The sequence below is a fragment of the Streptomyces sp. NBC_01317 genome (assembly GCF_035961655.1).
In the GTDB taxonomy this organism is placed as follows: Bacteria; Actinomycetota; Actinomycetes; order Streptomycetales; family Streptomycetaceae; genus Streptomyces.
The window spans coordinates 5,656,990-5,670,223 of record NZ_CP108393.1 but is presented as its reverse complement, the minus strand read 5'-3'; the positions used below and the strand labels follow the sequence as shown (position 1 = coordinate 5,670,223).

At 70.7% G+C, this 13,234-nt stretch carries 8 protein-coding genes; all 8 read right to left on the bottom strand.

Annotated elements, in window-relative coordinates; all coding sequences use genetic code 11:
* Positions 1-8: 8 nt before the first annotated feature.
* Entirely contained in the window at positions 9-1,226 is a 1,218-nt protein-coding gene (locus OG349_RS24620; protein WP_327236663.1) for a glycosyltransferase family 2 protein, read from the bottom strand.
* 170 nt (positions 1,227-1,396) lie between these two features.
* A complete protein-coding gene (locus OG349_RS24615; protein ID WP_327238705.1) occupies positions 1,397-3,469 on the bottom strand; it encodes a hypothetical protein in 2,073 nt (690 codons plus the stop codon).
* Positions 3,470-3,693: 224 nt separating this feature from the next.
* A complete protein-coding gene (locus OG349_RS24610; RefSeq protein WP_327236662.1) occupies positions 3,694-5,199 on the bottom strand; it encodes a bifunctional cytidylyltransferase/SDR family oxidoreductase in 1,506 nt (501 codons plus the stop codon).
* 212 nt (positions 5,200-5,411) lie between these two features.
* Entirely contained in the window at positions 5,412-6,848 is a 1,437-nt protein-coding gene (gene obgE, locus OG349_RS24605; RefSeq protein ID WP_161307629.1) for a GTPase ObgE, read from the bottom strand.
* 135 nt (positions 6,849-6,983) lie between these two features.
* On the bottom strand, positions 6,984-7,238 hold the full coding sequence (gene rpmA / locus OG349_RS24600) for a 50S ribosomal protein L27 (RefSeq protein ID WP_161307630.1): 255 nt from the start codon (positions 7,236-7,238) through the stop codon (positions 6,984-6,986).
* Positions 7,239-7,252: 14 nt separating this feature from the next.
* Positions 7,253-7,573: a 50S ribosomal protein L21 gene (gene rplU, locus OG349_RS24595; RefSeq protein WP_161307631.1), complete on the bottom strand. Its 321-nt coding sequence runs from the start codon at positions 7,571-7,573 to the stop codon at positions 7,253-7,255.
* A 318-nt stretch (positions 7,574-7,891) separates the two neighbouring features.
* Positions 7,892-12,178, bottom strand: a complete 4,287-nt coding sequence (locus OG349_RS24590; RefSeq protein WP_327236661.1) for an Rne/Rng family ribonuclease — start codon at positions 12,176-12,178, stop codon at positions 7,892-7,894.
* A 232-nt stretch (positions 12,179-12,410) separates the two neighbouring features.
* Positions 12,411-13,193: a TIGR03936 family radical SAM-associated protein gene (locus OG349_RS24585; RefSeq protein WP_327236660.1), complete on the bottom strand. Its 783-nt coding sequence runs from the start codon at positions 13,191-13,193 to the stop codon at positions 12,411-12,413.
* Between the last annotated feature and the right edge of the window lie 41 nt (positions 13,194-13,234).

Genomic DNA, 13,234 nt, shown 5'->3' with positions numbered 1-13,234 from the left:
CCGTCCGGTCATCCCTTCGACGTCAGCTCGCGCATTGTCCTGCGCACTTTGCGCGCCGCCCGCCGTGCCAGCGACGCGGGTCTGCGGATGGTCCTGGCCGGTTCCACCCGCCGCTTGCCCGCCCAGTCGTTGACGGTGATCTCGTACGTCACGTCACGGATACCCGCCCTGCGGGACCCGAAATGCGGGTAGGCCAGATACGTCGTCCCCGTCCGGCCCTTGCGCACCACCTCGGGCGCGGTGCCGGCCCGGATGAAGGTGAGGACGTCGAGGAGGAGGTCGAGCCGCCCCCTGGCCACACACTCCAGGCGCAGCCGCTCGTTCACCTTCAGACGGGCCGCCAGACCCGGTGTCCAGTATTCGGCCATCAGGGGGGCGGCCAGCTCCATCTTGTGGCGCCGGACGTCGTCGGACTCCTTGAGGAGGTGCGGGGTGAACTGCTGGAGCAGGGTGACCGTGAAAGGTCTGGTCATCAGCTTGTCGCGCTTGGCACCCGGGGGTACGAGGTCGGCGATCAGCTTCATCAGGGCCCGCGCGGAATCGAACCGCAGGATGTATCCACCCGACTTGGTGACGTGTTTGCCGTCGTCGCGGCCGACGAGGTAATAGCACGTGTAGTCGGCCACGATGGAGACACCGGAGCCCCGCAGGAACACCTCCAGCGTGAAGAGGGCGTCCTCGCCCGTCCTCAGTTCCTCGTCGAAGCGCAGGTCCAGCCGGGTGAGCAGGTCGCGCCGGAAGAGCTTCTGCGCGCTGAGCGCGAAGATGGCCCGGGAGTTGAACACGTCGACCCGCTCGACGGTCTTCCCCCACATGGAGCGGGGGGCGGTGCGGTTGACGCCCTCGACCTTGCCGAGCACCACGTCCGTACCGGCGCGGTCGGCCATGGCGACCATCCGTTCCAGGGCCTCCTCGCCGAAGTAGTCGTCCGCGTCGAGGAAGAACACATAACGGCCGCGCGCCAGGGACAGCCCCACATTGCGGGGGCCGCTGGGTCCGCCGGAATTGGCCTGGCGCACCACTCTGGTCGGGACGGCGGACTCCGCGGCGAATTTCTCCAGATACTCCCCCGTGCCGTCGGTCGAACCGTCGTCGACGGCGACGATCTCGATTCTTCCGGCGCCCAGCGTCTGTTTCTCCACCGATTCCAGACAGCGGACGAGGTAGGGCATCGCCTCATACGCACCGACGATGACGCTCACATCAGGAACAGCAATGTTGTTCATCGAGTTTTAAGACAATCGCCGCCGAGCATCGGTTGCCTCGCCCTCATCACCTGGAATGTGACGTCCATCACGACTCATTTCCGCCGTACGGTACGACGCGAAAACCCGCGGAACACCGAAGGGTGTTCTGCGGGTCTTCGCTTCATCATGGAGAGAGCGGCGGGCGGGGATCAGCCGCGCAGGGACGGATCCAGATCGTTGTTCTCCGGCTCGACGAAGGCGTCCGCGGCCGTCTCCAGCCCTTCTTCCGCCCTGGCCTCCACCGGGGCCGAGTCGTCCGGCGCCCCCGCGTCGGCCACGCTGTCGGGCTCCGCGAGACGCTGCTCGACGCCCACGTTGCGCGACAGGGACTTGCCGGCCAGCGTGCGGGTGGCCGCGTTGAACTGCTCGATCGACGTGGGCTCGTCGGGGCCCAGCAGATACCGCTTCAGTTCGTGGCGCGCGGCCGACCTGGTGTCCCCGGCCGGGTCCGTCACCGTACGGAGCAACTCGTCCAGCTCCTCCGCGCTGTTGGACAGGATCACCGCGGCCCGTACGGCGGTGTTCTGCCGCTTGAACTCCTCGGCGCCCAGCTCCGCCGAGTCGGTGACCGCGTACGGCTTGCCGCTCGCGATGAAGTCCGAGACCACGCTGGAGATGTCGGAGACCATGGCGTCCGACTCGTTGAAGCAGTCGTACAGCCGCGGCTCGGCGCCGCTGATGACCCGGTGCTCCCACCAGCCGAAGGAACGCCAGTAGGCGGTGTTCCACTCGGCCCTGAGGCGGGTCAGCTCGGCCTGCCGTGCCGGATCGGCCTTGGCGTCACGCGACTCCTCGGCCTCGTCGCGGCTCGCGTCCGCCCCGGCCGTCAGCGCCGTGAGACGGGCCTCGACGCGGCTCAGCTCGGCCCGCGCGGCGGCCTGCTCCTCACGCTGGGCGGCGCTCACCCAGCGGGTGTCCGTGGCGCGCTCCGCCGCGGCCTTCCGCACCAGCGCCACGATGCGCTCGTGGACCGCCTTCGCCTTCGGGCTGCGGGTGCCGGTGAACGGGTGCGGCTTGTACAGGAGCCGTACCGGCTGCTCGGCGGCGAGCAGCCGGTTCACGATGTTCTCGCCGGCCAGCAGCAGCGAGGTGTTGCCCGGGTTGTCGTCCCAGCCCTCCCAGGTGGGCGCGTACAGCACGGTGGGGACGGGGTGGCGCGGTACGCCGGTCCCCGACTCGATGGGGGCCAGCTGCGGGCGGCCCACCTCCACGATGTCCTCGTCGCGGACGCCGACGTCGGCGAGCGCGTACCGGTCACGGCCCGCGCGGCCCGCGGTCCACACCTCGTCGTATGCCTTGCTGAACGGGTTGACGCTGGCGAGCTTGTCGCTGTCGCCGTGGCCGATGAAGACGTGCTTCATGGTCGGCACCCGCAGCATGTGGATGTTCTTGCCCACGTTCGCGGCGTACAGGGCGACCCGGACGGTCGACAGGTCCAGGTTCATCAGGTGCACCCCGCCGGGGACGCACAGCACCGGCACGGCCGTCGGCAGGAGCTGCTGGGCAATGACCCGCTCGCGCAGCAGGACCATCGGCCGGTCCTCCATCTGGTCCAGCGTCTCCAGCCACATGTTGACCTGGTACGCGGACTCCTTGGAGCCGGAGAAGTACAGGATCGTCGTCGGCCGGTAGGCGGCCAGCCAGACGTCCACGGCCTCCAGGACCTTCTCGGCGGAGGGGACGAGCCGACTGGGCCGCAGGTACGGCAGCAGCGCCAGCACGTACCCGACACCGAGGACCAGCGTCAGCGCGAGGCTCGCGTACCCGTACAGGTTCTCGTCCGTGGCCAGGGCGGCGATCACGCCCGCCATGGCGAAGAGGTCCAGGTGGAGCATCTTCTCCGCGGACCGGTGGAGCAGCCAGCGCGGCGGGGCGTCCGGGATCCGGATGGAGCCGAGATCGATGTTCCGTGTGACCACGGGGAGCCTGCGGCGCAGCCGGAGGAGGGTCACGACCGCGCCGTGGGGTGCCTGGAGGCCGTAGAAGACGAGGACCGTCACGACGGTCACGTAGAAGATGCGGTCCTGACCGAGCCCGGAGCGGGCGACGAGCAGCACGAGGAGCAGCTGCCTGATCAGGAAGCGGATGGAGAGACCGGCCCGCACTTTGGCGAGGCGGTTCACCAGATAACTGCCGCGGTGGTGCAGATGCGCGTCCGCGACATAACTGACGGCTGCCGCGACCGCGAACAGCCAAATGTCAGGAATTATCGCGGCGAGCATGATGCACGGGAAACTGAGCACCAGGAGAAGTGCCGCTGCCAGCTCTGATCCGCTGCCTACCCGGGCGAGGCGAATGGCCGTCGAAATCACGAAAAACCTGCTCCAGACCGTGCCGGCTGATGACCTTGCGACGAAAGTGTGAAGACGAAGCTTCACGAACTCGGGCCCCCGCGGTGCGCGTTTCCGCAACCGCGAAGGCCCATATCATGGATTGTCACGAATTATTACACATCTTCCTGACGGTCCAGGACGGCGGCCAGCGCCTGCTCGAAGCCGGAGGCCTCGGACGCGGTGCGTGTCGGGTCCTGCTGCCGTACGTCGATGACGTGGCCGGTCAGCTCGGAGAGCAGCACGTCGAGGGACGTCCTGGCGACCGCTTCGGAGGAGAGCAGGGACCCGGCGGGCTCCTGGCCGAACGCCTTGGTCCGCATGGGGGTCGCGGTGCGCTCGGGGTTCACGCAGTTCACCCGGATGCCGTCGGCGGCCCACTCGTCCGACAGCGCCTGGGTCAGGTTCACCATGGCGGCCTTCGTGGACGAGTAGAGGCTGTACTCCGCGCGGCCCCGCGTGTAGCTGGAGGACGTGTAGAGGAGCAACTGGCCCTTGGTCTCGGCCAGGTACTTGTACGAGGCCCGCGCGATCTGCACCGGCGCCAGGTAGTTGACGTTGAGCGCTTCCTGGATCGTCGTGTTGTCCGTCTCGGCCAGCTTGCCGATGCGCAGCACACCCGCGGTGTTGATCACGTAGTCGATGCGGCCGGTCTCCGAGTACGCCTTCGACAGGGCGTCGTCGACGTGTTCCGGGTTCTCGACGTGCGTACCGGTGGTGGAGCGCCCGAGCGCGTACACCGACGCGCCGTACCGCTCCGCCAGGGCGGCGATGTCCGCGCCGATGCCGTACGAACCGCCGAAGACCACCAGCGTGCGGCCGGAGAGCAGTTCGCGGTAGGCGGCCTCGTCGGCCTGGGCGGGGGCGGCGGTGGAGGCCAGCTGGAAGAGCTTGTCGGCGATGAAGACGTCGACGGGCTGGGTGACCTTCATGTTGTACTCGTCGCCCGCGACGACGTAGATCGGCACGTCGGGCAGGTACTTGAGCACCACCGAGCAGTCGTCCGTGGCCTGGAAGTTGGGGTCGCCGCCGGCGACGGCGTACGCCTTGCGGATCGTGGAGAGCTTGAAGGCCTGCGGGGTCTGGCCGCGGCGCAGCCGGGAGCGGTCGGGGACCTCGGTGATGAACTCGCCGTCGCCGCCGTGCGTACGGGTCACGATGATGGTGTCCGCGGAGGGGATCGCGACGTCGACGGCCTGGTAGCGGTCGAGCGCGTCCACGCAGTCCTGGATCACCCGCTGCGAGAGCAGGGGCCGTACCGCGTCGTGGAACAGGACGTTGGCGTCCTCGCCCTCCGCCAGGCCCTCGCCCAGCGCGGCGATGGCCCGCTCGGTGGTCTCGTTCCGCGTCGCGCCGCCCTCGATCACCCGGGTGACCTTGGTCAGCCCGGACTTGATGACGATCTTCTCCACGTCGGGGACGAAGCCCGGCGCCATGAGCACGATCACGTCGTCGATCGCGTCGGCCTGCTGGAAGATCGACAGTGTGTGCTCGATGACCGCCTTGCCCGCGATCTTCAGCAGCTGCTTGGGGATCGACAGGCCCACGCGCTGACCTGTACCGCCCGCCAGGACGACGGCGGTGGTGCGGGGCCTCGCGTTGGACGCGGAAGTTGCAGACACGTAACTGACCTACCTTGCGGACTCAGAGGATGAATCGATGGTCCCACCCACGGCAATCGTCCCGCAAGGCGGAGCACGGCTGTCAGCCACCCCCACGCAACCCCTGATTCACCTGGACAGGCTACTGCGGCACTGGTCATGACTCGATCGCCGGAGGGGCGGGAACCCACCCCTCCAGCGATCGAGGAGACGCCTGTCACATGTCCGTACGGCTAGAAGGGGTCGAACTCGTCGTACTCCTTCTGGACGTCGTCGCGCTCGGCGTCACGGTCCCTGCGGCGCTGCGACGCGGGACGGGGTGCCTCCAGGCGGTGGTCCTCGCCGCGGCGGCCCAGCATCTCGGCGCCCGCCATCATCGTGGGCTCCCAGTCGAAGACGACCGCGTTGTCCTCGGCGCCGATCGCCACACCGTCGCCCGACCGGGCGCCGGCCTTCATCAGCTGGTCCTCGACGCCGAGCCGGCTGAGCCGGTCCGCGAGGTAGCCGACGGCCTCGTCGTTGCTGAAGTCGGTCTGTCGCACCCAGCGTTCGGGCTTCTCGCCCCGTACGCGGTAGATCCCGTCCTCTTCCAGAGTGACGGTGAAGCCCGCGTCGTCGACGGCCTTCGGACGGATGACGATCCGGGTCGCCTCCTCCTGCGGCTTGTCGGCGCGGGCCTTGGCGACGGCCTCGGCGAGTCCGAAGGACAGCTCCTTGAGGCCGGTGCGGTCGACCGCGGACGCCTCGAAGACGTGGTAGCCGCGCTTCTCCAGCTCGGGACGGATCATGTCGGCGAGGTCCTTGCCGTCCGGGATGTCGACCTTGTTGAGGACGACCATGCGCGGCCGGTCCTCCAGGCCCCCGTACAGCGCCAGCTCCGCCTCGATCACGTCGAGGTCGGTGACCGGGTCGCGGTCGGACTCCAGCGTGGCGGTGTCCAGGACGTGCAGCAGCACCGAGCAGCGCTCGACGTGGCGCAGGAACTCAAGACCGAGGCCGCGGCCCTGGCTGGCGCCGGGGATCAGTCCGGGCACGTCGGCGATCGTGTAGACGACCGAACCGGCCGTGACCACACCGAGGTTGGGGATGAGCGTGGTGAACGGATAGTCCGCGATCTTCGGCTTGGCGGCCGAGAGCACGGAGATCAGCGACGACTTGCCGGCGCTCGGGTAGCCGACGAGCGCGACGTCGGCGACCGTCTTGAGCTCCAGCACGATGTCACCGCCGCCCCCGGGCACGCCGAGCAGCGCGAAGCCGGGGGCCTTGCGGCGGGCGGAGGCGAGGGACGCGTTGCCGAGGCCGCCACGGCCGCCTTCGGCCGCCACGTACGTCGTGCCCTGGCCGACGAGGTCGGCGAGGACGTTGCCGGCCTTGTCGAGGACGACCGTGCCGTCCGGGACGGGCAGGACCAGGTCCTGGCCGTCCTTGCCGGAGCGGTTGGCCCCGGCGCCCGGCTGGCCGTTGGTGGCCTTGCGGTGCGGCGTGTGGTGGTAGTCGAGCAGCGTGGTCACGTCCTGGTCGACGACCAGGATGACGTCGCCGCCATGTCCGCCGTTGCCGCCGTCGGGTCCACCGAGCGGCTTGAACTTCTCACGGTGTACGGAGGCGCAGCCGTGGCCTCCGCTACCCGCGGCGACATGCAGCTCGACGCGGTCCACGAAGGTGGTCATGGGGATTGCCTCCAGTACATACGGAAATGTCTCAACAACAACACGCGAAGGGCGGACCCGCTTCCCGATACTCCGGGAAGTGAGGTCCGCCCTCGCGAAGAAACCCGTTACAGGTGCCTGACGACCGATGGGGTCTCAGGCGACCGGAACGATGTTCACAACCTTGCGGCCACGGCTGGTGCCGAACTCCACCGCGCCGGCGCTCAGCGCGAACAGCGTGTCGTCGCCGCCACGGCCGACGCCGGAACCGGGGTGGAAGTGTGTGCCGCGCTGGCGGACCAGGATCTCACCGGCGTTGACGACCTGACCGCCGAAGCGCTTCACGCCGAGCCGCTGAGCATTCGAATCGCGCCCGTTCCGAGTGGACGATGCGCCCTTCTTGTGTGCCATGTCTCCTCAGTCCCTTACTTCGCAGCCGCGGGGATACCGGTGACCTTGATCGCCGTGTACTGCTGGCGGTGACCCTGGCGACGGCGGTAGCCGGTCTTGTTCTTGTAGCGAAGGATGTCGATCTTGACACCCTTGTGGTGATCCACGATCTCGGCCTGGACCTTGATGCCGTCCAGGACCCACGGGTCGCTGGTGACGGCGTCGCCGTCGACCACGAGCAGGGTCGAGAGCTCGACCGTGTCGCCAACCTTGGCGGTGGGAATCTTGTCAACCTCAACGATGTCGCCGACAGCAACCTTGTGCTGGCGGCCACCGCTGCGCACGATGGCGTACACGCGGAACTCACTCTCGCTCGGAACGGAAACCCCTGACGCCAGCCGCTCGCACGGCCCGGGGCCGTGACGATCCGAAAGGACGAGCGGCCTCCTCCGGCGAGGTGGAGCGGCGCCGGAAGGTGGGTGCTCAGGGATTGGCGCGTACATAAACACGCCGACGGCCAAGAGTACGGGCAGGCCACCGGGGGGGTCAAACCAGCCCGGTGGGGGCAACGGGCTGTGCCCCGCCCCGGGGAGTCCGGGGCGGGGCACAGGCCGTTCAACTGCCGTACACCGGGACGAGCCCGCCGGCTGATTCTGCCGGCGGGGCCGCTCGGCTCAGCTGTCCGTCGACGCCGTGACGGACGGTGCCGTCTGCTCGGCCGCCGACGTCTTCTTCGCCGCCGACTTCGTCGTCTTCTTGGCCGTCGTCTTCTTCGCGACCGTCTTCTTGGCGGCGGTCTTCTTCACCGCCGCCTTCTTGGCGACGGCCTTCTTGACGGTCTTGCGGGCCGTCTTCTTGGCCGGGGCGGCGTCCGCCTCCGGTGTCTCCGGCGTGTCCTGCGCCGCCTGGGTCTCCTGGTCGGACCCGGATGCCTCGGCCGGTACGGCCGCCTCCTCGGGCTTCGACGCGGCCACCACGACAACCGCCGAGTCCTCCGCGCCCGTCGGCGAACCGGCGGGGGCGGTGACCTTGCGGGTCGCCCTGCGGCGGGCACGCGGCGGGGCGGCGTCCGGGGTCGCCTCCGCCTCGGGGGCCGTGGTGGCCTCCGTGGACGGGGCCGGCTCGGGCACGGGCTCGTGCTCGGTCACCGGTACGACGACCTCGGCGGCGGCCTCCGCGTCGGCGGCCTTCGGCGAGCCGGCCGGGGCCGTCGCCTTACGGGTCGCCCTGCGGCGGGTACGGCCCGTGGGGGCCGCCTCCTCGGCGGGGGTCTCCCGCGCGGGCGCCTCCACGGACGCGGCGGTGTCCTCGGCGGGCACCTCCACGACCGGCGGGGCTTCCACCGCACTCACAGCGGGCGTCTCCACGACGATCTCCGCGGCCTCCGCCTCGGCCGCCCTCGGCGAGCCGGCCGGAGCCGACGCCTTGCGCGACGCCCGGCGGCGCGAACGGCCGCGTACGGACGCCTCGGCCTCCGCCACGCTGCTGAACAGCTCCTCGTCCGGCGCGAACTCCGCCACCGCGAACGGGACCGGTGTCGCCACCTCGGCGGCCAGTTCGGCCTCCGTCTCGTGCTCGGGCTCGGTCAGCACGTCGGCGTACTCGTGCTCGTGGTCGTGCTCGTGTCCGTCGTGACCGTGGTCCTGGTCCGTACCCGCCGAGCCGCCACGGCCGCGCTTCTTGGAACGCTTGCCGTTCCCGCTCACCGCGCCGTTGCCGTTGGCGTTGCTGTTCCCGCCACCGCCACCGGACGCCGTCGGCTGTTCCATGTGGACGATCACACCGCGCCCGTTGCAGTGGACGCAGGTCTCGGAGAACGACTCCAGCAGGCCCTGGCCGACCCGCTTGCGGGTCATCTGGACCAGGCCCAGCGAGGTGACCTCGGCCACCTGGTGCTTCGTACGGTCCCGGCCCAGGCACTCCAGCAGCCGCCGCAGCACCAGATCCCGGTTGGACTCCAGCACCATGTCGATGAAGTCGATCACGACGATGCCGCCGAGGTCGCGCAGCCGCAGCTGGCGCACGATCTCCTCGGCCGCCTCCAGGTTGTTCCTGGTGACGGTCTCCTCCAGGTTGCCGCCCTGGCCGGTGAACTTCCCCGTGTTGACGTCGACCACGATCATGGCCTCGGTCTTGTCGATCACCAGCGAACCACCGCTCGGCAGCCAGACCTTGCGGTCCAGCGCCTTCATCAGCTGCTCGTCGATGCGGTACGTCGCGAAGACGTCGACCTCGCTCGTCCAGCGGGTCAGCCGGTCGGAGAGGTCCGGCGCGACGTGCGCGACGTACCCGTGGATGGTCTGCCACGCGTCGTCGCCGCTGACGATGACCTTCGTGAAGTCCTCGTTGAAGATGTCGCGGACGACCCGGACGGTCATGTCGGGCTCACCGTAGAGAAGCGTCGGGGCGTTGCCGCTCTTCGACTTCTTCTTGATGTCCTCCCACTGGCCCTGGAGGCGCTCGACGTCACGGCGCAGCTCGTCCTCGCTGGCGCCCTCGGCGGCCGTACGGACGATGACACCGGCGTCGTCGGGGACGATCTTCTTGAGGATGGACTTGAGCCGGGAGCGCTCGGTGTCGGGCAGCTTGCGGCTGATGCCGGTCATCGAGCCCTCGGGCACGTAGACCAGGTAACGGCCGGGCAGGGACACCTGGCTGGTGAGACGCGCGCCCTTGTGGCCGATCGGGTCCTTCGTCACCTGGACGAGCACCGACTGGCCGGACTTGAGGGCGGTCTCGATGCGGCGCGGGCCGTTGGCCATGCCCAGCGCCTCGAAGTTGACCTCACCGGCGTACAGGACGGCGTTGCGCCCCTTGCCGATGTCGACGAACGCGGCCTCCATGGACGGCAGTACGTTCTGCACCTTGCCCAGGTAGACGTTGCCGACGTAGCTGGTGGCCTGTTCCTTGTTGACGTAGTGCTCCACGAGCACGTTGTCCTCGAGCACGCCGATCTGGGTGCGCTCGCCGTTCTGCCGTACGACCATCACACGCTCGACGGCCTCGCGCCGGGCGAGGAACTCCGCCTCGGTGATGATCGGCACCCGGCGGCGGCCCTGCTCGCGCCCCTCGCGGCGGCGCTGCTTCTTGGCCTCCAGACGGGTCGAGCCCTTGATGGACTGCACCTCGTCGGAGCCGCTGTGGATCTCGCGCTCGCGGTCCGTCTCCTTGGCGCGCCGCTCACGCGGCTCGCGGACCTTGACGACCGTACGCTCCGGGTCGTCCTGGCCGTTCTGCGCGCTCTCGGCCTCGGGGCCGCTGTCACCGCTGCGACGGCGCCTGCGGCGACGGCGGCGGCTGCTGGAGGAACCGGCGCCCGACCCGTTGTCGCCGTCGTCGTAGGAGGCCTCGTCGCTGTCGTCGTACGACCGCTCCGTCTCCTCCTCGGCGTGGTCGTCGCCGCGCGCGCGGTCGGCGGACCGGTCGGCGTGCTGGTCGGCGTGCCGGTCGTCCGACTGCTCGTCCTGGGTGTCGTCCGACTCCGCGGACTCACCGCGACGGCGGCGGCGGCCACCGCGGCGGCGGCGCCGCGACGGGCGGTCGCCGTACTCGTCGCTGTCGTCGAAGGGACCGTCGGCGCCCTCGGCGCCCTGGTCGGCCTCCGGCTCGCTGTCGTCGGCGTGCTGTTCCTGGGCGGCCGGCGCCTCGACGGCGCGCGGGGCCTCGGCGGGCTCGGCGGACTCACCGCGACGGCGGCGCCTGCGGCGTCCCGCCGGCTCGGGGGCGGCGACGGGCTCGGCGGGGGCCGCGTTCTCCGTCGTGTCCGTGTCGAACGTGTCGTGTGTGTCGTCGTCCTCGTCGATGTGGTCGTCGAGGTCGTCGTGTCCCCGCGTCCCGGCGGCGGCGGCCATCGCGGCGGCCGTCTCGGGGGTCTGGAACATCGGCTCGGTGAAGACCGGGGCCTGGAAGACGGCCACGGCGGGCCGCGCGGCGCGGCGGCGCGAGCGCTCGGGGGCCTCGGGCTCCTGAGCGGGCTCGGGCTTCCTGGTGGCCTTGACGGGCTGCGGCTCCGGCGTGGAGACGGGCTCGGAGGCGGCGGGGGTGGTCTCCGGCGCGGCGGCCCTGCGGCGCGTACGGCCACGGGTCGCGGCCTTGCCGGCCGCCTCGACCTGGGCCTCGTCGGCGCTGATCTGGGCGACGGCGTCCTCGGGCAGGCTCTCGCCGGCCACGGGCTCGTTCTCGTCGGGGACCGCTGCGGAGGGTGTGTCGACCGCGGCGTCGGGGGCCGGCGCACCGGCGGGCGCGGTGGCCCTGCGGGTGGCGCGGCGGCGCGGACGGGCGGCGGGCGCCGCGTCCTCGGCGGGAGTCCCGGTCTCGCTCCGCGCCGGGCTGTCGGTCGTGCTCGCGGCTGCTGTCTCTTCCGCCACGGCGGCCTCGTCCTGAGCGGCGGCGGCCTCGGGAGCGGCGACCTTGCGGGTCGCACGGCGGCGGGTGCGCGGCGCGGGCGCCTCGGCGGGAACCTCTGCGGGCGTCTCGGCCGGTGCCTCTTCGGGCGTCACGGCCGCCGCGGCCGCACTCTCCGCACCGTCCTCGGCCTGCGGCGGCCCGGCCGGCGCGGTCGCCTTACGGGTCGCACGACGGCGCGTGCGCGGGGCGGGCGCCTCGTCGGACGCCGCGACTGTCTCTTCCGCCACGGGGGCGGCGACCGGCTCCACGGGGGCGTCCGCCGTCTCCGTGGTCGTCTCGGGCGCGGCCACCTTGCGGGTGGCCCGGCGCCGGGTGCGCGGCGCGGGTGTCTCGTCCGCCGCCGGTGCGGCTGCCGCCGCGCCGTTCTCCGTACCGCCACCGCTCTCCGTACCGCTCACGGCTTCCGCCGTTTCGGCGGACTCACCGCCGGCCGACGGCGGGCCCGCGGGGCGGGACGCCGCGCGGCGCCTGCGCCGGGGGGGCAGCGTGTCGCTGGGTGTGTTGTTGTCTTCTTCGGTGGTCCCGGCCGTACCGGGTTCGTCGTTCTCAAGCATGCGGGGTTCTCCCGTCGCGTTCCCGGGCGCCGCGCCTGATTCCGGTCCGGCCGCGGCTCGCGCATCGCGCGATCGCCGCCGTCCGGGGCGCGGGCGCCGCACGGGAACTGTTATGTCTGGCTCGCCGGTTCCCTACGCGAAGTACGTACGGCCTGGCGAAAGTCTTTTTTGGTGGTACGCGCCGCCCGACCCAGGTGGCTCCCGAGTACCAGGGCTGCGCTGTGACGACCGCCTACGCGGAACCCGCACCTTCCGGCGCTTTCGCGGCGGCGGGTCCGGCGGCCTGTTTCAGGCCGGCCGTGGCTGCCTCGCGGTCGGGCGCGAGCGGGTCGGTCACCGTGCCGGACTCCTCGTCGAAGAGCCCCTGCGCCAGCCTGGTCACCGCTGCGGGGACCGGCGGCGCCAGGTCGGCCACAGCTCGGAGACCGGACAGGACGTCGTCGGGTCGCACGGCAGGTGTCACGTGCCGAACAACCAGGCGCAGTATCGCACAGGGCCCGTCCCCCGGCCTATCGGCCCGGGGCGGGGTGACCTCCAAGGAGACCACCGCGGCGCGTGTGTCGAAGGTCCGCACACCGTTCTTCATACGGCGCTCGACCTCGACCGATTCGGCGGTCAGGAAGACGGACACGGCGTGTCCGGCTTCCTCAGGACGTACGCCCTCCAGCCGCAGCTCCCACACGGAAGCGGTCAGCCGGTCGGCGAGTCCTGACGTACGGGCCTCGACGGCGTCGGTGATGTCGAGACCGGTGGGCAGCGACTCGTCGAGCAGCAGACGCAGCTTCTCCGGGTCGCGGTGCTCCACCAGGGCGATCTCCAGGAACTCGGCCTCACTGCCCGTGCCGGTGGGTGCGGCATTGGCGTACGACACCTTCGGGTGCGGGGTGAACCCCGCCGAGTACGCCATCGGCACCTCGGCACGGCGCAGCGCCCGCTCGAAGGCGCGCTGGAAGTCTCGGTGGCTGGTGAACCGGAGGCGGCCCCGCTTGGTGTAGCGCAAACGGATGCGCTGCACCGCCGGTGTGGCTGGCGGCCCCTCGGGCTGTCGCTTGCCCA